The organism is Lysinibacillus sp. TE18511, from assembly GCF_054062295.1.
The window spans coordinates 136,257-158,268 of record NZ_JBSSFD010000008.1; the positions used below are offsets into that span (position 1 = coordinate 136,257).

At 38.3% G+C, this 22,012-nt stretch carries 20 protein-coding genes and 1 other RNA gene; 20 read left to right on the forward strand and 1 reads right to left on the reverse strand.

What is annotated here, in order from left to right; genetic code table 11:
- The first annotated feature begins 146 nt into the window (after positions 1-146).
- From ACVWXS_RS08660 to ACVWXS_RS08755, 20 genes are all read left to right on the forward strand, one after another.
- Positions 147-341, forward strand: coding sequence for an endonuclease (locus ACVWXS_RS08660; RefSeq protein WP_068982760.1), 195 nt, complete (start codon positions 147-149; stop codon positions 339-341).
- 340 nt (positions 342-681) lie between these two features.
- Positions 682-1,035 (forward strand): YppE family protein, encoded by a 354-nt coding sequence (locus tag ACVWXS_RS08665; protein WP_456957632.1) that lies wholly within the window; start codon positions 682-684, stop codon positions 1,033-1,035.
- 4 nt (positions 1,036-1,039) lie between these two features.
- Positions 1,040-3,316, forward strand: a complete 2,277-nt coding sequence (locus ACVWXS_RS08670) for a DEAD/DEAH box helicase (protein WP_456957634.1) — start codon at positions 1,040-1,042, stop codon at positions 3,314-3,316.
- A gap of 32 nt (positions 3,317-3,348) precedes the next feature.
- Positions 3,349-4,605, forward strand: a complete 1,257-nt coding sequence (locus tag ACVWXS_RS08675) for a ribonuclease H-like domain-containing protein (RefSeq protein WP_402989625.1) — start codon at positions 3,349-3,351, stop codon at positions 4,603-4,605.
- Between the two features lie 121 nt (positions 4,606-4,726).
- Entirely contained in the window at positions 4,727-5,023 is a 297-nt protein-coding gene (gene gpsB / locus ACVWXS_RS08680) for a cell division regulator GpsB (protein WP_368637343.1), read from the forward strand.
- A 61-nt stretch (positions 5,024-5,084) separates the two neighbouring features.
- Positions 5,085-5,465, forward strand: an RNA gene (gene rnpB, locus ACVWXS_RS08685) — RNase P RNA component class B.
- A 416-nt stretch (positions 5,466-5,881) separates the two neighbouring features.
- On the forward strand, positions 5,882-7,627 hold the full coding sequence (locus ACVWXS_RS08690) for a sensor domain-containing protein (RefSeq protein ID WP_456957638.1): 1,746 nt from the start codon (positions 5,882-5,884) through the stop codon (positions 7,625-7,627).
- Positions 7,628-7,630: 3 nt separating this feature from the next.
- Entirely contained in the window at positions 7,631-8,767 is a 1,137-nt protein-coding gene (locus ACVWXS_RS08695) for a THUMP domain-containing class I SAM-dependent RNA methyltransferase (RefSeq protein ID WP_456957640.1), read from the forward strand.
- A gap of 85 nt (positions 8,768-8,852) precedes the next feature.
- Entirely contained in the window at positions 8,853-10,760 is a 1,908-nt protein-coding gene (locus ACVWXS_RS08700; RefSeq protein ID WP_456957642.1) for an ATP-dependent DNA helicase, read from the forward strand.
- Positions 10,761-11,011: 251 nt separating this feature from the next.
- Positions 11,012-12,442: a histidine kinase N-terminal domain-containing protein gene (locus ACVWXS_RS08705; RefSeq protein ID WP_456957644.1), complete on the forward strand. Its 1,431-nt coding sequence runs from the start codon at positions 11,012-11,014 to the stop codon at positions 12,440-12,442.
- Complete coding sequence (locus ACVWXS_RS08710; RefSeq protein WP_068982751.1) at positions 12,435-13,013, forward strand: ANTAR domain-containing response regulator; 579 nt, start codon at positions 12,435-12,437, stop codon at positions 13,011-13,013. Before ACVWXS_RS08705 ends, ACVWXS_RS08710 begins: the two co-directional genes overlap by 8 nt.
- Positions 13,014-13,096: 83 nt before the next feature.
- Positions 13,097-14,341: an ethanolamine utilization protein EutH gene (gene eutH, locus ACVWXS_RS08715; protein ID WP_456957646.1), complete on the forward strand. Its 1,245-nt coding sequence runs from the start codon at positions 13,097-13,099 to the stop codon at positions 14,339-14,341.
- 29 nt (positions 14,342-14,370) lie between these two features.
- A complete protein-coding gene (gene eutS, locus ACVWXS_RS08720; RefSeq protein WP_368637350.1) occupies positions 14,371-14,712 on the forward strand; it encodes an ethanolamine utilization microcompartment protein EutS in 342 nt (113 codons plus the stop codon).
- Between the two features lie 10 nt (positions 14,713-14,722).
- Positions 14,723-15,220 (forward strand): EutP/PduV family microcompartment system protein, encoded by a 498-nt coding sequence (locus tag ACVWXS_RS08725; RefSeq protein ID WP_456957649.1) that lies wholly within the window; start codon positions 14,723-14,725, stop codon positions 15,218-15,220.
- Positions 15,221-15,240: 20 nt separating this feature from the next.
- Positions 15,241-16,665, forward strand: coding sequence for an ethanolamine ammonia-lyase reactivating factor EutA (locus ACVWXS_RS08730; protein WP_456957651.1), 1,425 nt, complete (start codon positions 15,241-15,243; stop codon positions 16,663-16,665).
- A 5-nt stretch (positions 16,666-16,670) separates the two neighbouring features.
- On the forward strand, positions 16,671-18,041 hold the full coding sequence (locus ACVWXS_RS08735) for an ethanolamine ammonia-lyase subunit EutB (protein WP_368637353.1): 1,371 nt from the start codon (positions 16,671-16,673) through the stop codon (positions 18,039-18,041).
- Positions 18,042-18,050: 9 nt separating this feature from the next.
- The gene (gene eutC, locus ACVWXS_RS08740) at positions 18,051-19,082 is read left to right on the forward strand and encodes an ethanolamine ammonia-lyase subunit EutC (RefSeq protein WP_456957653.1); all 1,032 of its coding nucleotides are present in this window, start codon (positions 18,051-18,053) and stop codon (positions 19,080-19,082) included.
- An 11-nt stretch (positions 19,083-19,093) separates the two neighbouring features.
- The gene (gene eutL, locus ACVWXS_RS08745) at positions 19,094-19,744 is read left to right on the forward strand and encodes an ethanolamine utilization microcompartment protein EutL (protein ID WP_368637355.1); all 651 of its coding nucleotides are present in this window, start codon (positions 19,094-19,096) and stop codon (positions 19,742-19,744) included.
- A 14-nt stretch (positions 19,745-19,758) separates the two neighbouring features.
- Positions 19,759-21,246 (forward strand): aldehyde dehydrogenase family protein, encoded by a 1,488-nt coding sequence (locus tag ACVWXS_RS08750; protein WP_456957655.1) that lies wholly within the window; start codon positions 19,759-19,761, stop codon positions 21,244-21,246.
- 16 nt (positions 21,247-21,262) lie between these two features.
- Positions 21,263-21,541, forward strand: coding sequence for a BMC domain-containing protein (locus tag ACVWXS_RS08755; protein WP_004269321.1), 279 nt, complete (start codon positions 21,263-21,265; stop codon positions 21,539-21,541).
- A gap of 38 nt (positions 21,542-21,579) precedes the next feature.
- Here ACVWXS_RS08755 and ACVWXS_RS08760 read toward each other — a convergent pair.
- Positions 21,580-22,012, reverse strand: a 433-nt coding sequence (locus tag ACVWXS_RS08760) for a hypothetical protein (RefSeq protein ID WP_456957657.1), incomplete at its 5' end; no start/stop codon positions are given.

Here is a 22,012-nt window from a genome sequence, read left to right on the forward strand (position 1 = left end):
TTGAAGACAATGTTCTTACTACAATAGTTCAATTAATCTTTATCGAAATACTTCTTCTTTCAGCTAACTTACGCTTATTTTGTCACGCATGAAGGTAATTTTATACACGCGAGGAATACATAAGTAAAGCAAAAGGAGGCGTTAATTTGAACAAGTTAGGACAATTAGTTGCGCAGTTGGATCTGGTCAATCAATTACTTTTAACGAGAGTGTCTTTGGAAAACAATGCACAGAGCATGCATTTTTTTATGCAGCTCAAATCTGTTAGCCAGAAAGTAAGCTTAGCAGAAAAGAACTGGCAAGTAAAGAATGCTTGTTCGCCTATAAGTAGTGAAAAATGATAGACTTTGGTACACTTATCTCATATGCAATTTAAATAACTCAATATGAGTATTTTTAATGCAATATTTACCACATTAAGAGATATGTCTTGGAGTAAAGTAAGGCATTTTTGCTCATATAATGTGTGTAATTTAGCAGACGATTTTGTTGGTTGGCACGAATTTTAAAAACGTTGTTTCGGAAAATCAACCTAAAATGATACTATGCGTTTATGTTCATGTAGATGAATCTTAAATTTTAAGGATGAAGCAACTGTTAAAATTCGAACTTCTTTTTAGAGGTAAACGAAATTGTCAGCTATTTACGATAATGTTGTAATTGATGAGATGAGGTGCAAAATTGTTATTAATACAGCAAACTTCCATATTAATAGATGAATGTGAAAAATGTGTTTCACGCTTCTGGCAAATGCGTGAGGAGGATCGTACTCCAGACTTTTTTACCGAGGTTAAGCCACACGCTGATGTTATTCACCAGCTTTTAAAGGAATGGCAGCAAGAGGCGAATAGTTGGATTCAAAAAAATCGTCCAAAATATATGCATACACAACAAACTGCTTCAGTGGTGGAATCGATGGAGCAATTTGTTGTGCAATCTTTTTATAAAGAAACAAGTAAAAAACGTTTTTTAGATGCGATTCATTCAACCTCTTATACATTGAAGATTTTTGATGGGTTAGTGAAGGAGGTATAAATGGATGTTATCTAAAAAAAGGACGATTAGCGAATTGTTAAATGAGTGGAGATACGATGAGGAATTGAAGGAACGTATTTTACATTGGCAAACGCTTGAGGGGCGTGAAGCTAAATATGCACCTTTCCCGGAAAATTTACATCCTTCACTAGTAAAGGCTCTTCAAGCAAGAGGGATAGAACAATTGTATACGCATCAACGTCAGGCATTTGATTACGCAATGGAGGGTGTTTCCTTTACAGCCGTTACACCAACAGCATCTGGGAAATCGTATTGCTATCATTTACCGGTACTTCAAAAAATAGTAGAAGATAAAAATGCACGGGCTATTTATTTGTTTCCAACGAAAGCTTTAGCGCAGGATCAAAAAAATGATTTAAATGAACTAATCGAACAAAGTGGTGAGGAAATTTTAAGCTATACGTATGATGGGGATACTGCGCCTGGTATTCGTCAGAAGGTTCGTAAGGCAGGGCATATTGTAATGACAAACCCTGATATGCTCCATTCAGGGATTTTGCCTCATCATACGAAATGGGTATCACTATTCGAAAATTTGCAGTATATCGTCATTGATGAGTTGCATACATATAAAGGTGTGTTTGGTTCACATGTTGCGCATGTTATTCGAAGGTTAAAGCGTATTTGTGAATTTTATGGCAGCAACCCGATTTTCATTTGTACGTCAGCAACCATTAAAAATCCTAAAGAATTGGCTGAGACTTTAACGAATGAAAGCCATGCCTTAATTAGCGATTCCGGAGCGCCAGTTGGGAAAAAGACATTTCTTTTTTATAACCCACCCATCGTCCATAAAACATTTGGCGTGCGTCGAAGCGCTGTTTTAGAGGTGAGCGATCTCGCGAAAAGATTATATACAGCAGGTATTCAAACCATTATTTTTGCTAAAAGTCGTGTACGGGTAGAAATGATTGTGACGTATTTGAAGGAACTTACACGCAATAAGCTTTTAGATGAATCGGTGCGCGGTTATCGAGGTGGTTATTTGCCTTCTGAACGACGTGTCATTGAAAGAGGGCTTCGTGACGGTACTATTCAAACGGTAGTTAGTACAAATGCGCTTGAATTGGGTGTGGATATTGGTCAATTACAAGCATGTATCATGACAGGTTACCCAGGAAATATCGCAAGTGCCTGGCAACAAGCAGGTCGCGCTGGTCGTCGTCAGGACGAGGCGCTAATCATTTATGTTGCGCAATCGGCAGCGCTTGATCAATACGTAGTAAACCATCCGCTTTTTTTACTTGGTAGTGCACCTGAGGAAGCGCGTATTTATCCTGAAAATATGTTGATTTTAATGGATCATTTGAAATGTGCAGCGTTTGAGCTACCATTTTCCGCACATGATACGTATGGTGAATATGAGATTCAGGAACTACTTGAATATTTAGCGGAGGAAGGCGTAGTTTTTAAAACAAGTGAGAAGTGGCATTGGATGAGTGACCGTTTTCCAGCACATGATATTAGTCTTCGTTCGGCTTCACAAGAAAATGTTGTTATTATTGATATGACTGTCCCTGGACAAACAAAGGTTATTGGTGAAATGGATCGCCACAGTGCGATGACATTATTACATGAAGAGGCAATTTATTTACATCAGGGCACGCAATTTCAAGTAGAAAAGCTTGATTGGGACGAGAAGAAAGCGTTTGTACGAGAAGTAGATGTCGATTACTATACGGACGCAAATCTAGCAGTTGAGATGAAAGTGTTAGAGGAAGACCGGAGTCGAGATTATAAGGGTGGCATGATTAGCTTCGGTGATGTGGGTTTAGTCGCACAAGCTACGTTATTTAAAAAAATACGCTTCGGGACGCATGACAATATCGGTTCTGGTCCTATTTATCTACCACCTGATGAAATGCATACAAGTTCATCATGGCTATCATTCTCTGCCCCGGAAAAATGGTCTGAGGCAGAGCTTACGGACGCGATGACGGGAGCTGCATATGCGATGAATGCGTTCATCCCTTTGTTTATTCAATGTGATAGTAGCGATGTAGCAGTTGTCCCGCAGGTAAAGGCAACTCATAATGAGCAACCGACGTTTTTTGTTTATGATAAGTATCCCGGCGGTATTGGGCTAAGTGAAAAAGTCTATGAATTATGGGATGAACTATTATCGAGGACACAGCACCATGTAGCGAGCTGTGCTTGTGAGTCGGGTTGTCCATCTTGTATTGGGGCTCAAGATAGTTTACAGCAGGCGAAGAAAAAGGTACTACAAGTATTAGCAATTTTACAGGCAGAAAATGAGTGAACAATTTTACAGGCAGAAAATGAGTGAAGTAAATGTCTTACGAAAATAAAATTTTACAAATGAAAAAAATGCTCGGTAAAAAAACCACAACTACTATAAAAAAAGAGGATAAACCAGCTTATCAAAAGCCTGCTGCTCCAAGTTATACTGAGCGGTGGGAAAAAGCCGGACTGACAGTTGTAGAAAATGAGTTCGGTATTTTTTTTAAACGACAGGTGCATTATCCATTTAGTTATCAGCATGGTCATTATAAGTTGCAGTCATTTTTTGATGCATTAGAAAAATGGCAAGAGGCAAAGTTTGAACATCCATATGCGCTGGAAATGAATGAAAAGGTTTTATTTTTTGATACGGAAACAACTGGTTTAAAGGGTGTAGGCACGCAAATTTTTCTTCTAGGTTTTCTAGAAGTATCAGAGGAAGAAGAAAGTTTTATTTTAACGCAATATATTCTTGCTGATCCTGCTCATGAGGCAGCGTTACTTTTTGCATCAATGCTTTGGCAAAAAACAGCAACGATTATTACCTACAATGGAAAAAGCTTTGACTGGCCGCAACTTGAAACACGTTGGACACTCCACCAAAAAGAATTACCTAAATTACGAACACAGAGACATATCGATTTGTTGCATAGTTCAAAGCGTTTATGGAAAAATGATATGGAACGAATGAAATTAAAATCTGTGGAAGAAGAGAAGCTAGGCTTTTCCCGCATTGGAGATATTCCTGGCTATCTTGCACCTATTATTTATTTAGATGCAATCAAAAGTGGTGTTCCAGATGCACTTATAAAAGTTCTTCTTCACAATGAATGGGATTTACTTTCATTGATAACGCTTTATATACATTCGACGAAGTTGCTGTTTGAAGAGACAAGTGAAGAATCTGCAAAAACGTTCACGAATATCGGTAAATGGTATGCTGATTTAAAGGAAAGTTCACAGAGCGTAAAGGTTTTAGAAAAGGTTACGGCTCAATTTAATGAACTTGAAGCAGGGAATGCTCAATATTATTTAGCAATACAACATAAAAAAAATAAAAAATTTAGTGAAGCAATCGATGCTTTTGTGGCTTCTCTACATTTTGTTGATCCACGAAAAAAATTACATGTATTAGAACAGTTAGCCATGTTATATGAACATCAAATAAAAGATTATGAGCAGGCCCTTTATTATACGCAAGAAGGCATACAATTAATAAAAAAAAATGAGCAATGGAGGGTGGAACAAAAGCAGAAATGGGAAATTTCTTGGGAAAAGAGGTTGCACAGATTAGGAAATAAGAAATAATTTCCCGGGTAAGTGCAAGAAACGACAAGTTTAGCCTTACATTTGATAGTTTCAGACGATATAATGTGATGAAGTGTGCTATAATAAAATCGTGTATGTAGTGTGAGGAAGGGCGATGTAAATGGACATAAAATTAACGTCAAAAATGATCCTTGAAAAGGAATTTAAGAAAAACTTTAAAGGCTACAATGTAGAAGAAGTCGATTCATTTCTTGATGAAATTATTCAAGACTATGAAACGTTCGAAAAAGTAGTGGCCCAACTACGTGAAGAAAATAAACAGTTAAAAGAAGAAGTTGATAATACACCTAAGAGACAACCTGTCGCAGCTGCAACATCTGGTACGACAAACTTTGATATTTTAAAACGTCTTTCGAATTTAGAAAAACACGTATTTGGTAGTAAGTTATACGAATAATTTTTTATCAAGTATATTGTATTTATCATAAAACTCTAGTATAATACTTCGTATCATCATGAAATTCGAGTAATCGCTGCGGCGCTAGACGTCGTAGAGGAAAGTCCATGCTCGCACGGTTCTGAGATGACCGTAGTGTTCGTGCTTACTGAAAAAATAAGGTAAGGCAGCTGTAATGGCTGACGGCGGAAGGAAAACCTAAGTCTTAATGATATGGTTGAAACTTCCTGAAAGTGCCACAGTGACGTAGCTTGCTTGGAAACATGCAAGGTGGAACGAGGTAAACCCCACGAGTGAGAAACCCAAATTATGGTAGGGGCACTCTCTAGAAGGAATTGAACGGATAGAGGGACAGAGTTCGCTCTGTAGATAGATGATTACTACCCGGTCGTACGAGGCGCAAGCTGATTGAGTACTCGGGAACAAAACATGGCTTATGGAATTTTTTGATGCTTATCTATGAAATAACAAGCGCTCTCCAATTTGGTGGAGAGCTTTTCTTTTGAATTCAGTAAGAAAAAGTTACTTGTCAATCATGTTTAGACATGCGCGATATACGTTTGAAAATAAGGCAATACACTGTTGTTCATGCCTCTGTCGCTACGATTTTAACTTCTTTCAGCAAAGTTTTTTTGTACCGAAAGCGAAGCGATAGGTACAGAAGTCTCCCACCTTCATAGATGGAGAGATAAATGCGGATTAAAGTTATTTTTTTATGCCGAGGCATAATTGATACATAAACATCTAAAAAACGGATATCGCAACGATGTACATATTTGTCTACTTACGAGTAGACAGGCGCAAATGCGCTTATCTAAAAAATGAGGGTAGTAAAGAGAGATAGGATGGAGCGGAAACATGAACGGAGTGAACGAACGGAATAGTCTGGAAAGGCTAAATTCGATTTCCAAATATCCTACTGCCTTAATAACGAAAATCTTCGAAAATGTATCTGAAGGCATCATGATTACGAATAAAAATAAAAAAATAGAAATGGTCAATCCTGCTTTTGAATTTGTAACTGGCTATAAGCGTGATGAAGTGATTGGCAAATCGCCAGCGGTTTTACAGTCTGGTGTACATGAATTGCAATTTTATTTAGATATGTGGCAAGAGATACGACAAAAAGGCATTTGGCAAGGAGAAATATGGAATCGTCGTAAAACCGGAGACTTATATCCCGAATGGTTAACGATTGTCGGTATAGCCAATGATGAGGGAGAAATTACTAATTACTGTGGTATTTTCTCTGATTTGTCTGAAAGAAAAATAGTAGAAAATGAACGGGAAAAGCGTTTATTAACTGACTCATTAACGGATGTATCAAATCGCTTTGCTTATATTGAAAGAATGAATAGTCTATTAGAATCGACTTCTACTATTTCTCATTCAGTACAGCATGCAGTCTATTTTTTAGATTTAGATCGATTTAAGCAAATTAATGATACGTTGGGACATGCAGTTGGAGATACCATTCTAGTAGAAGTGGCAAAGCGCTTAAAAACATTGTTGAAAAATAAAGATATTATTGCAAGGAATGGCGGAGATGAGTTTATTATTACGTTAACAAACGTGAAAAATGACAAAGAAGCCGCAAACTTTGCTGAACTAATCATTGGGACTATTGAACAGCCTTTAGATATTAATGGTCAGGATATTTTTATTTCTACGAGTGTTGGTGTCAGCATGTATCCAGCAGATGGAGAATCAACGGAGCAATTGATTCGTTGTGCTGACAAGGCAATGACTTATTCCAAAAAGAATGACCTTAACGGCTATGCGTTTTATTTTGATGAATTGAAAACTGACTCTCAACGTGTTTTATTATTAGATTCAGAACTACGGAGAGCAATAGAAAATCGGGAATTTGAGCTGCATTTCCAACCTAAAATCTCTGTGGAAAATGAAGAGATTCAAGGCGTAGAGGCACTTGTTCGTTGGAATAGTGAAAGGCTAGGGTTTGTTTCTCCAGTAGAATTTATCCCATATGCAGAGGAAACAGGATTAATTATTCCATTAAGCGAAGTGATTATAGAAAAAGCTTGCGAGGCAGTTATTGAGATGCGTCAATGTGGTTACAAGATTCCAGTTGCCATTAATATTTCTAGCATTCACTTTAAGCAACAAAACTTTTTAGAATCTATTCAATCGATATTAGAGCGCTATAACACACCTGCGAACAATTTTGAAATAGAAGTTACAGAACGTACTGTGATGAACAGTGCAAATGAAACGGTTAGCAAGCTCGTGAGACTCAAAAAGATGGGCTTTAAAATTTCTATTGACGATTTTGGGACAGGCTATTCGTCTCTTAGTTATTTAGTTCGCTTCCCACTGGATTGTTTAAAAATCGATCGAAGCTTTATTCAGCATATTGGCTCACTCGATGAAAAACAGGCAGTAGTGGATGCAATTATCCAAATGTCGCATCGTTTAAAAATGAAAGTTGTTGCTGAAGGTGTAGAACATGCACAACAAGTGGATATACTACGTAAAATGAACTGTGATATAATCCAAGGTTATTATTACAGCAAACCATTACCGCTTCACGAACTCATTGAGTTTATGGAGTATTGGAAAATTGAGCATCAAGGAAGGAATTAGAGTATGGCAAACTATAAATTAGTAGCAACTGCGGCAATGGGTTTAGAGTCGATTGTGGCACAAGAGGTAAAAGCACTCGGCTATGAAACAACAGTCGATAATGGCAAAGTGTATTTTGAAGGTGATGAAACGGCCATTGCACGAACAAACTTATGGTTACGTGTAGCAGATCGTGTAAAAATTGTTGTAGGACAGTTTCCTGCCAAATCTTTTGAACAGTTGTTTGAAAGTGTAAAAGCTCTACCTTGGGAAAAATACTTACCAGTTGATGCAGCTTTTCCGGTATCAGGGAAGTCTGTCAAATCTAAATTATTTAGTGTACCAGATTGCCAGGCAATTACTAAAAAAGCAATTGTAGAGCGCATGAAACAGCATTATAAACGTTTAGGATTTTTGGACGAATCTGGTGCAACCTACAAGATTGAAGTTTCAATTTTAAAAGATGTGGCTACACTTACCATTGATACATCAGGTGCAGGCTTGCATAAACGTGGTTATCGTCAAGCACAGGGTGAAGCACCATTAAAAGAAACATTAGCTGCGGCACTTGTACAAATTTCAAAGTGGAATCCGAATCGACCGTTCGTTGACCCATTCTGTGGTTCAGGAACAATTACATTAGAAGCAGCGATGCTTGGACAAAATATTGCACCAGGCTATAACCGTGAATTTATTTCAGAAGATTGGCCATGGATGAAGGCAAAAATTTGGGATGCAGTACGAGATGAAGCAGATAGCTTAGCGAACTATGATCAACCTCTGGAAATTATCGGGTCTGATATTGACCATCGAATGGTAAGTATTGCCCAAGAAAATGCAATAGAAGCTGGATTTGGTGATATAATTACGTTCAAGCAAATGCAAGCACGTGATTTCACGACACAGCTTACAGATGGTGTCATGGTCGGCAATCCACCATACGGTGAACGTATTGGCGATGTTGAAGTCGTAGAACAAGTGATTCGTGATTTAGGTAAAGTCATGAAAAACTATCCGACTTGGTCTGTGTACATGCTGTCCTCAATGAAAAACTTTGAAGAATTGTATGGCCGTCAAACGACGAAGAAACGAAAATTATTTAATGGTTTTATCGAAACGAATTATTACCAATACTGGGGACAAAAGTCTAAAAGAGATTAACGAAGGATAACGGAAGATAAGATTTTTTCTTATCTTCCGTTTCGTCGCGTATAATAGGACCAGATAGTTAGAGGGGGAACGTCAATTGCGTAAATCTTTACCATTTGTATTATCAAAGGATCGCTCATTTTTTGAGTCATTAGGTGACTGGATGGGGGACGTCCTTTACGATGAATTACCTGAAAAGGGCTTTGAATGTCGTGACGAGCAAATTTTTATGGCCTATCAAATAGAGCAGGCCCTAAAAGAGAAAAACGTGCTTTTTGCAGAGGCAGGGGTAGGGACTGGGAAAACAATTGCTTACTTACTACCAGCTGTATCCTATGCACGCTATACTGGTAAACCGGCTCTTATTGCATGTGCTGATGAAACCTTAATCGATCAGCTAGTAAAAGAGGGCGGCGATATTTATAAATTACAGAAAACATTAGGTCTTGAAATTGATGTCCGCTTAGCAAAGTCAAGAGATCAGTATCTGTGCTTAAAGCGCTTTGAGGAAGCAGAGAAAGTAGAAACTGATGAATGGATCGATGATATTGCGTTTTCTATACCTGATGGCGTATATGCACAGGGTTCAATGATTGCGATACAACCTTATGGTGAACGCAGCAATTATCCAACTGTCAGTGATGAAGATTGGCAAAAAGTAAACTATAACTCGATTATGCAGTGTTCAGTATGTGATCTACGTAATCGATGTGGGCAAACGCTACACCGTGCACATTATCGTAAATCGACGGACTTGATCATTTGTTCGCAAGACTTTTTAATGGAGCATTTAGCTACAAAGGAGTCTCGTGAGCGTGAAGGGCAATTAGCTCTATTGCCTGAAGTATCAATGATGGTGCTAGATGAAGGGCATTTATTAGAATATGCTGCACAAAAAGCAATGACGTATAAAGTACAGGCGACAACAATTGTTAGACTTTTAGAACGTTTAATGGTGGATGGGGTACGAGAACGTACACTATATGCGATGGAAAAATTACAAGATGATCATGAGCTATTTTTTGACCAGCTGCGAGATGATTTAGTAGTTTCTAAAGAAGAACGTAAACGTATTAATAAATCGAATGCGCTGTTAAAATACGGTAAACAGCTTATTGATGATGTGGAAACATTACTTGAAGAATTGGTTTTTGAATCTGAAATGTATATGATTCCAGAGTATGAATTGAATATGGCGGAAGAGTATTTAGAACAATACGAAGCATCTTTACGTATTTTCATAGCACAAGGGGATGCTGTAGATTGGTTAGAGGAAACGGATGGGGAAGAAACGCTTGTCATTATGCCTCGTCTCATCACAGAAGTTTTAGCAGAAAAATTATTCTCTAAAAAGCTTCCGATTGTATTTTCTTCAGCGACTTTATCCGTTAATAAAGATTTTTCATACATTGCCTATAGTTTAGGAATTCGTAATTATCAATCGTTTTCTGTTCCATCGCCATTCGATTATGAAGAAGTTATGCGAATTTATTTACATGAGCTATCTCAAAAGGACAAAACTTCGCGTGTTCAACAGCTATTACGTGATGGTGAAAAAACGTTAATTTTATTTAAATCCAAACAAGCAATGTTAGATTTCAAAGCGGAGTTACCTCTTATGGAGCGAATGTATGTAGCATTTGAGGGGGACCGTGAACTATCAGGAATCGTTCGTGATTTCCAAGAAGGCACAGTCAAAACATTATGTTCCTATCATTTATGGGAAGGTCTTGATTTGCCTGAGGAGGCATTAACACGTGTTATAATATACGATTTACCTTTCCCACCACATGATCCATTATTTGATGCGAAACGTACGTTTGCAGAAAATCCATATGAAGAAGTTGAATTACCATTTATGCAGCTTCGTTTGCAGCAAGGAATGGGGCGATTAATTCGTACTTCAAACGACCATGGAGATATTCATATCTTGTTAAATGAAGAAGAAGCAAAACAACGTGAAACATTTGAAAATATATTAGCTGTCACACCAGAAATTAAGTAATAAAAAGCGAGTTTGCATTCATTGCAAACTCGCTTTTTGATTATATTGAAATAATAATTTTGTCGTAAAATGTAGATGAGCTTGAAAAAAGTGTTGAATATTTCTCTTTTAAGCTATATAGTTCTTTGTAATGCAACGAAAATTATTAAAATAAATTATTTTTTATATTGAAAATGATTTTACAAAAGGTTTATAATGATGACAAGAAATTTTAAGAATAATTCGATTCTGATTATTCGGTGATAGGGGGTTTGAACCTGTCGAACATTCAATCATTGTGTAGAAAATTTACGAACTTATCTACAACAGATATAGAAAAGTTAATAGAAATAGAAGCTACACTAACATATTATGCTGAGTTGACAGATTGTTATATGTTCATAGATTGTATGATGGAAAACTTACCGCATGCAATTGTTGTGGCAGAGGCATTCCCAAAAAAAGAAAAGAGCTTATACGAAAAATCCGTAATTGGCAAATTTGTATTTGAAAGCTTTGAACCAGCAGTATTTGCTTCTTTTAAACATAAAGAAAAATCGTCAATTACTAGAGCAATCACACAGGAAGGAATAACTGTTGAACAAAACGTTATCCCTCTCCTTAATGATCAACAACAGGTCATTGCAGTGTTAATACAGGAAAAAAAGGTAGAGATGCAAACAACATCTAAAGATGATTTTCGGAATATGCCATTTGCGTTAATTGAGCATAGTGTAGAGCACAATTCTCAACCGATTCCAGTCGTTTCTGATTTGTTAGTAGAATCAATTATTCTCACAAATCATGAAAACAAAGTCATCTATAGCAATCCTGCAGGTTACCGATTTATATCAGAGCTATCAGGGCTAGAATGTTTTGACAACGTTCCATTGAATAAGATTTTACCTTTTTTACAGGAAGTCTATGATAAGGGCGATGATGTCTTTTTCTTAGAAATTACGATTGATCGTAAATCCTTTATTGTAAAGAAAATACCTATTCGTGATCAAAACGATAAAGTAACACTTCTCATGATTCATGATCTTACAGAGCTTAAGCTAAAAGAAAATGAACTAATGATGAAAACTTTTGCAATAAGAGAAATTCACCACCGTGTGAAAAATAATTTACAGACAGTTACAAGCTTATTACGTTTGCAAATGCGAAATGATTTGTCAGCTTCGAATGCAAGTGCTTTTCAAGAAGCATTAAATCGAATATATAGTATTTCATCTGTCTATGAACTTATTTTAGAAAATGAGGATAACGCTGAAGAGAAAGTAGACGTTATCGCTTTGTCTAAAAAGATTGGACATAAAATGGTTGGGACATCCAACACGCCAGCTATTCACTTAACCTTTCTTCACGATAATGTACAACTATTTTGTCATGCTAAAAAAGCTGTGTCGCTCGCGTTAATCATTTGTGAGCTACTGCAAAATGCATTGAAATATGCTTTTACTGGTCGTGAGGAGGGAACAATCGATATACAATTTCAGCAGGATGCTTCCACTATTTCACTTCATATTTCTGACAACGGCGTTGGAATGCAAGAGGTGAAGGCATCATTTGGAATGGAGATTATTACAAGGCTTGTTGAATATGATTTAGCTGGCACATTTACAATTATCCCTAGTGAAAAAGGTACACATACTCAAATTCAGTTTCCTGTAAGTGAGGAGGTATTTATCCTAAATGACTAGGAAAGTTATGATTGTCGAAGATGAGTCACTAATTGCGATGGATTTGAAGTTAATGCTAGAAGATAATGGCTACGAAGTGGTAGCACAAGCGAATAATGGAGAATCAGCAATTGAATTGGCTTTTACACATAAGCCTCAGTTAATCTTAATGGATATTAAAATGCCGAAGCTGGATGGTTTAAAGGCAAGTAAAATTATCGAACAACAGGTCGGTATACCGGTACTATTTATTTCAGCTTATAGTGAAAAAGAATTGTTACTATACATGAAACAGGACAATATTTTAGGCTATGTTATGAAACCGTTTTCCGAGAAAAATGTCCTTCCAGCGTTGGAAGTAGCTTTTCATCAAATTGATAAGTTCAACCGTCTTAACGGGGATTTGCTGCATAAACAAACAGAATTAGAAAAGCGAAAAATAATCGAACGCGCAAAAGGTTTGCTGATGCAGTCAGAGAATCTTAGTGAGGACGAAGCTTATAAAAAAATTCGAAGTGAGAGTATGCAGACTCAACAGGAAATGGTGCTTATCGCAAGGCGCATTATCAATACTTTACAAGTAAATAGTTGAAGCAAAGACGCTTTAAAGAGATTTTCTCTTTAATGCGTCTTTTTTCATATAGAAAGATAAAAAATAAAGGGGTGGTGAGTAGGATGGCAATGATAGGAACGGTAATCGTTTATATTATTATGATTTGTGCAGTTTTAGGGGCAATCGGAGCAATTCGGGATGCTGAGTATGGTATCGGTAAAGAGTTTATGAATGGTATTCATACGGTTGGACATATTTTTGTACCTGCTGCAGGGATCATGGCAGCTATACCTTACTTAACGTGGTTTATAAGTCATTTTATTAGTCCAATTTTTGAGTTGATTGGTGCTGATCCTGCCATTGCAGCAACGGCAATTTTGGCTTCGGACATGGGAGGATATCAATTAGCAAATGCGTTAAAAGAGTCCTATGAAGGATGGGTCATGGCTCTAGTTGTCGGATTTATGTCTGGTGCAACAATCGTCTTCTCTATTCCAATGGGTCTTGCCATGTTAGATAAGCGTGATCATAAATATATGGCTTTAGGTATTATGGCGGGTGTTTTAACAATTCCGATTGGAGCATTTATTTCTTCCATCATGATTGTGACGTTTAATACAGAGGTTCGTGAAGTGATTAGTACAACAGCGGAACCAACATATGTTTTTGCCATTTCAGTTTTACAAATATTAATTAATTTATTGCCTTTATTTATTTTCGTAGTGTTAATTGCGTTAGGTCTCAAGCTAATTCCAAATGGCATGATCAAAGGCTTCATGATTTTTGGACGTGTGATGGATGCTGCTATCAAGCTTGTGCTAGTGTTCTCGATTGTAGAAATTTTCACAGGTATTTTTACAAAGGTCTTTGGTGCATGGGGCTTTGATCCAATCATGGCAGATAAAGTCGATCAATTCCGTGCATTAGAAACGGCTGGATATATCGGTATTATGCTAGCGGGTGCATTCCCAATGGTGTATTTGATAAGAAAATATGCATCGAAACCTCTAGAAGCAGTAGGTAAAAAATTAGGCTTATCGTCAGTAGGAAGCGCAGGTCTTTTAGCGACAATTGCTAATATTTTGGCCATGTTTACACTCGTTCGACATATGCCACCGAAAGATAAAGTTATTAACATCGCCTTTGGTGTTTGTTCAGCATTCCTTCTAGGAGATCATTTATCGTTTACGGCGAACTTCCAGCCGACAATTATTTTACCTGTTATTGCTGGTAAGTTTTTAGCTGGTGTGATTGCTATTATTTTAGCCTATAAGTTATCTGTTCCAACAGCCTTAAGGCTAGAACAAGAGGATCGCGAGGCAGGCATTATAAAAGAAGGTGAATATCTAACCGATCAAAAGTCTTAATTAAATAAACCTAAAAGAGGTGATGACGTGTGAGTGAAGAGAAGAAACGGTTTATTCAGGAGTTTGTGCCCGGTAAGCAACTAACATTGAGCCATATAATAGCAAATCCTGACCCTGATATGTTTCAAAAGCTAGGCATTCAAGAAGCGGGTGCACTTGGCATCATGACATGTACACCGAGTGAAACAGTTATTATCGCAGGAGATTTAGCAACAAAGGCAGCCAATGTAAGACTAGGATTTTTAGATCGCTTTACTGGCAGTCTCGTTATTGTTGGCAGTGTGTCAGAGGTTGAAATGGCGATGTTAGAAATTAATCGTTTTTTATCAGAGATGCTAGGCTATACGCCATCAAAAATAACTAAGTCATAGGATGTGCCGTATGAAAAATCGAGTAATGATCATAGGTGGTGTGCAAGCAGGGAAGTCGACACTGATGAATGCGTTATTGGGGAAAGATGGACAAGCCAATAAAACACAAGCGCTCGTTTATGATGACTGGATTGTTGATACACCTGGAGAATATATAGAAAATCCGATGTATTACAGAAACATTATGGCAACATCGCTTGAAGTGACACATGTGATTTATTTGCAGGATGCCACGTCAGCAAAGAGTGTTTTTCCTCCGCAATTTAGCTTAGGAATTCCGAAAATTCAAATTGGTGTCATTACAAAAATTGATGCACCTCTTGCAGATGTAGAAAGAGCAACAGCATTATTACAAAATGTCATGACACATGGTCCTATTGTGAAAACCTCTTCGTGGCAAAAGCTTGGTATTGAGTTTATTGCGCCACTTATTCAGCTCAAGTCTGAAGAAGAAATTCGTCAATTTGTGATGGATCGTGATAGTCCTTATCTCATGTATAGCCATTAGTGGCGAGAGGGAGGAGTAAATTGAAGACAGAAAAAATTTATAGTGCAGGCATTGATATTGGTACAAGTACAACAAAAATGGTTGTGAGTAGTTTTCTGTTGAAAAATGTTGCTGGTGTAACACATGTGCCGCGGATAGAAATTATTGAAAAAACGGTACTACATCAAAGTCCTATTATTAAAACACCGTTTATCAATAAAGAAATAATCGATATGGAAAAAATTGAACAATTTATTTTTCAGCAATACCAATTAGCCCAAATTGCACCAGCAGACATATCAACGGGTGCCATTATTATTACAGGTGAATCTGCAACAAAGGAAAATGCCAGCGAGGTTGTTCATGCGATTGCAGATACAGCCGGACACTTTTTAGTGGCCACTGCTGGTCCCGATTTGGAAGGCATCATTGCCGCAAAGGGTGCAGGTACCTTACAACAGTCTAAAAATACTGCCAAAGTAATTGCCAATATCGATATCGGCGGTGGAACAGCAAATATTGCGGTCATGCAGTTCGGTGAAGTTATTGGTACTTGCACATTGCATGTTGGTGGAAGACTAATAGAATTTCATAACGGAATTGTTCAATCGATTTCACCACCAATTATGAAACTTATGGAAAAATGGTCAAATCCATTAAAAGTTGGTGATACAGCAGAGGATGCTCGTGTCACACAACTTATCCAAGAAATGGCGGCTACATTAGCGATGACGCTAAGTGGACAATTAACAGATGAAGAGCATCCATTATTGTTAGGGCATTTGCCAATTTGGGATAAACCAGTTGAAGCAGTCGTCTTTTCTGGTGGAGTAGCAGCCTGTATTTATGAAAAGGATTGCACAAAACGCCAGTATGATGATATCGGCGAAAGATTAGCAAAAAACCTTTTACAGCACGAGCAATTGCAATCCTTTTTATGGCTAAAGCCAGAGGAAACAGCCCGGGCAACAGTGACGGGTGCAGGTACCCAAATAACTGAAATTAGTGGTGCAACAATCCAGGTAGATGCGGATGTATTACCTTTAAAAAATGTGCCTGTTTTCAATTGCTATATGGACACGGACAAAAATAAGTTCGACTATACGATAAAGACAGCTGTAGAACGAGCCGATGCTTTATTTTCTACACAAGAGAATCGCTCTCCATTTGCACTCTATTTTAGTCAGTTACCATATTTAAGTTTTCAAGATGTCCACACATTAAGTAAGGCCATTTTGCAGCACTTAGCGACGAGAAGCTCCAAGGAAATACCAATTATCATAGTCATTCAATCAGATTATGCAAAGGTTATTGGACAAACGATTCAAGCACTGAATCCAACTGTTCACATTATTTGCATCGATCAAATCAAAGTAGAAACGGGTGATTATATTGACATTGGGGAAGTACTACCATCTGGTGTAGTCCCAGTCGTTGTAAAAACACTTGCTTTCCACTCAAAGTAAGGAGGATGAATGTGAAATTATCGGTGATATTTGGTGGAGAAAAATATAATTTTAATTCATTAAAAGATGTAATGGCCAAAGCCAATGAAGAAAAATCAGGTGATCAGCTAGCTGGCATTGCTGCTGAATCTGTACAGCAGCGAATTGCAGCAAAGGCTGTTTTAAGCGAGCTGTTAGTGAAAGATATAAGAGAAAATCCATTAGTTCCTCAAGAAAATGATGAAGTGTCACGCATTATTGAAGGTGATATTAATGAGCAAATTTATGGAGAAATAAAAAACTGGAGTATCGAGCAGCTAAGAGAATATATTTTATCCAATGAAACAGGCGACCGGGAATTAAAACGGTTAAGCAAGGGCATGAATTCAGAAATTATTGCGGCAGTTACAAAGCTTATGTCCAACTTAGATCTCGTACATGCTGCTAATAAAGTTGAAATACTGTCAACTTGCAATATTACGATTGGACAAAAGGGTACTCTTTCCTCAAGATTGCAGCCGAATCATCCTACAGACAATATTGACGGGATTATTGCCTCGTTAAAAGAAGGATTGTCCTATGGTATTGGTGATGCAGTTATTGGTATTAATCCAGTAGATGATTCCGTTGAAAGTGTGAAAAAAGTATTGCATGCGACAAAGGAGTTTATCAATGATTGGTCGATTCCTACACAAAACTGTGTGTTAGCACATATTACAACACAGATGAAGGCTATTAAACAAGGTGCACCAGCCGATATGATTTTCCAAAGTATTGCTGGAACGGAAATTGCTAATCGCTCGTTTGGTATTTCTGCTGACCTAATAAGAGAAGCAGAGGAGCTTGTGAAAAAGCATGGAACAGGAACAGGCCCGAACTTATTCTACTTTGAAACAGGACAAGGTTCGGAGCTATCTGCTGAGGCACATATGGGTATTGACCAAGTAACACTCGAATCGCGCAATTACGGATTTGCTAGACATTTTAACCCGTATATCGTGAACACCGTTGTTGGCTTTATTGGACCTGAGTATTTATACAATAACAAACAGGTAATACGTGCTGGCCTTGAAGATCATTTCATGGGTAAAATGCACGGTCTCCCAATGGGCGTGGATATTTGTTACACAAACCATATTAAGGCAGACCAAAATGATATTGAAGATTTAAGTGTTTTGCTAACAGCAGCGGGTGTCAACTTTATTATCGCTGCAGCTATGGGCGACGATATCATGCTGAACTATCAGTCAATGAGCTTCCATGATGTCGCAACATTACTTCAAACGTTTGGTAAAAAACCAGCTCCTGAATATCTAGTATGGTTAGAAAAAATGGGCATTTATGAAAATGGTCGTCTATCTGCAAGAGCTGGCGATTTATCGATATTTGAAAGGTAGGTGAATCCATTGAATGAACAACTAGTTTCGATGATCACACAGTTAGTTATGGAAAAGATGGGCAATAATGGGTCAGACAAATCCTATCATGACACAGCTGTCCCAACAGAAAACCAAAAGGAAACACTTATTAAGTTTCACAATACGGTAGCTAATGCTAATTATGCTGATGAAGTAGTAACCCCGAGCACAATTGAACAATCAAATGAACCATTAATTAAGCTTTATCATACTGAATCAAGTAATCATGAACAATCATATTACAGCGCAAGTAATGATGAATCGGCTTATACTTCAGTACCTATCACAGAATTTAAATTTGAAGAGGACGAAGTGTCTGAAAGTGTTCAAGCTGCTAAAAAGCATACACCAGCAAGAATAGGTGTTGGAAGAGCTGGGACAAGGCCTAAAACTAAAACTTGGCTAAAGTTCCGACTCGATCATGCAGCGGCAGTAGATGCAGTATATGGAGAAGTGACAGAAGGGCTATTACAAAAGCTTAACGTCTTTCAAGTAACAACTAAAGTGACAGATAAGGAAGAATACATTACCAGACCGGATTTAGGCCGTCGCTTATCAGATGATTCAAAGGCTCTTATTCAATCGAAATGCCAAAAAAATCCTAAAGTGCAAATCATTATTTCTAACGGATTAAGTGCTAGTGCGATTGAAGAGAATGTGCAAGACGTTTATTTAGCGTTACAGCAAAGTCTTAGCAATTTAAAGATTGAAATAGGTACTACTTTCTATATTGATAAAGGGCGTGTTGCTCTCATGGATGAGATTGGCGAGCTTTTACAAGCAGAGGTCATCGTGTATTTAATCGGTGAGCGTCCTGGACTTGTATCAGCTGAGTCAATGAGTGCCTATATATGCTATCAACCAAGGATAGGCACAGTGGAAGCTGATCGAATGGTCGTTTCGAACATCCATAAAGGTGGTATCCCGCCGTTAGAGGCAGGTGCTTATTTAGGAACAGTCGTTCAAAAAATATTGCATTACAAGGCAAGTGGAGTAGGTCTTGTGGCAAAAGAAGGTTAGGGGGCCCAACAATGAATCCTCAAAAAATTATGGCTGAAATTTTGGCAATGCAAATTATTCCAAGAGTAAATAGTGAATTAGCAGAGCAATTAGATTTAAAGCCATATCACAATAGCATTGGACTCGTAACTCTCACAATAGATGACGTTGGATATGTAGCATTAGATGAAGCGACGAAAAAAGCAGATGTTGATGTAGTTTACGCAAAAAGCTTTTATGCTGGAGCGGCACATGCATCTGGGCCATTATCTGGTGAGGTCATTGGCATCATTGCTGGTAGATCACCTGATGAAATACGAAGTGGTTTAGATGCGATTCAACAGAAAATTCAGTTTGATGCGTATTTTGAAGCTATTCTTCAAAATGAAAACCACGCTCTCTTTGCACATACTGTAGCAAGCTGTGGTACGTATCTGGCAGAGTTGGCGAATGTTAAGGCTGGAACTGCTCTTGCTTATTTAATAGCACCACCACTTGAGGCTGTCGTTGGTTTAGATGCTGCATTAAAGGCGGCAGATGTAGAGCTAAAGGTTTTCTTTGGTCCACCATCTGAAACCAATTACGGTGGCGGTTTATTAAGTGGTAGCCAATCTTCCTGCCAAGCTGCAGCAGATGCTTTTAGAGAAGCTATTGAGAATTTAGCGAGAAATCCAGTTGTATAGAAAGGAGGGGCTTTATGGCCACATTAGATAAAGATTTATTAGCAATTCAAGAAATGAGAGACGCCGTGAGACGTGCCAATCTTGCACAGGCTGCTTACATGCAGTATTCACAGCAGCAAGTAGATAGTATCGTCAAAGCTGTTGCTGATGCCGCATTTAAAGAAGCAGAACGTTTGGCAAATATGGCCGTTCAGGAAACAGGGATGGGTATACCTAATCATAAAAAAATGAAAAATGAGGTAGCCTCTCGAGATGTCTACGAAGATATAAAAGAATTAAAGACAGTTGGTGTCGTTGGTTTCGATCGCATGAAAAAAGTTACAGAGATCGCTAGTCCGTTTGGCGTGGTCGCGGGCATTGTCCCAACGACAAATCCAACATCAACAGCAATCTTTAAAACACTTATTTCATTGAAAACTAGAAATGCTCTAGTATTAAGCCCACATCCTTATGCAGTCGACTGTACAAAGGAAGCTTTAGAGATTTGTAGAGTTGCTGCAGAAAAAGCAGGAGCACCAGAAGGATTGCTACACTGTTTAACGATGTCTTCTATGGAGGCTACACAGCAACTAATGAAGCACCCAGATATTCATTTAATTTTAGCGACTGGTGGCGGTGCGCTAGTGAAAGCAGCCTATAGTTCAGGTAAACCTGCTTATGGTGTAGGACCAGGAAATGTTCCGGCTTACATTGAAAAATCAGCTAATATTTCTAAGGCTGCTCGTCAGCTTGTACAAAGTAAATCTTTTGATAATGGCACAATTTGTGCAACGGAACAATCCATTATTGTAGATAAAGTCATTGCTCAACAAGTTTTAACAGAGTTAAAGAAAAACGGTGCTTATCTTTTGAGTGATGAAGAGAAAGTGAAGATGGAGAAGCTAATTTCTCCTATCCCAGGAAAAGTAAATCCTCAAATTGTAGGGAAATCAGCTGCATGCTTAGCGGATTCTGTAGGTATTACCGTGCCAGAAGATACGAAAGTACTTGTTGGGATGGAAACAATGATTGGCAAAAACATTCCATTTTCACTTGAAAAATTGTCACCGATATTTGCATTATACACAGTCGAGGACAGCACAGAGGCAAAACAAGTGATGATTGATTTACTAAACATTGGTGGACGCGGCCATACATGCTCGATTCATACAGAAAATGCGGCTTTAGCTGAGCAGTTTTCAGTTGAATTACCAGTGTCCAGAATTGTGGTCAACACATTATCTTCTATTGGCGCTGTTGGTGGAACTACTGGATTAGCACCTTCCTTCACATTAGGATGTGGCACGTTTGGTGGCAATATTACGTCCGATAACATTACAGCGAGACATTTATTAAATATTAAACGTATGGCTTATGGCATTAAAGATGTAGAGGTGCCAAAACCAGAATTCTTAACAAATCCAGTTGTAGAAAGTATCAAGGAACAAGATTCATCTATTGATACAGCTATGGTGCAGCAAATTGTGGATCAAGTATTAAAACAAATAACATTAAATAAATAATTTGGAGGAATGACAAATGAGTACAGCATTAGGAATGGTAGAAACAAAAGGATTAGTAGGAGCAATTGAAGCAGCAGATGCAATGGTGAAAGCTGCTAGCGTTAATTTAGTAGGAAAAGTGCATGTTGGTGGCGGTATTGTTACAGTATTAGTTCGTGGTGATGTAGGCGCAGTAAAAGCAGCTACTGATGCAGGAGCAGCGGCGGCACAACGTGTAGGAGAACTTTTATCAGTACATGTAATCCCACGTCCACACCATGAGTTAGAAATGATTTTACCAAAAGCAGAAGCTTAATTTTATTTCAGTCCGAATAAAGGGGACGGAAGGAAAAGTCAAAGCGACGGAAAGAAGAGCCGAAGCGACGGATAGAAGCCAGAGCGACGGAATGAAGGTCCGAACCGACGGAAAGAGAAGCCGAAGCGACGGAAAGAGAAGCCGAAGCGACGGAAAGAAAAGCCGAAGCGACGGAAAGAAAAGCCGAAGCGAAGGATAGAAGCCAGAGCGACGGAATGAAGGTCCGAACCGACGGAAGGAAAAGTCGAACCGACGGATGAAATCACTGGAGCGACGGAAAGAGAAGCCGAAGCGACGGATAGAAGCCAGAGCGACGGAATGAAGGTCCGAACCGACGGAAAGAGAAGCCGAACCGAAGGATAGAAGCCAGAGCGACGGATAGAAGCCAGAGCGACGGAATGAAGGTCCGAACCGACGGAAGGAAAAGTCGAACCGACGGATGAAATCACTGGAGCGACGGAAAGAGAAGCC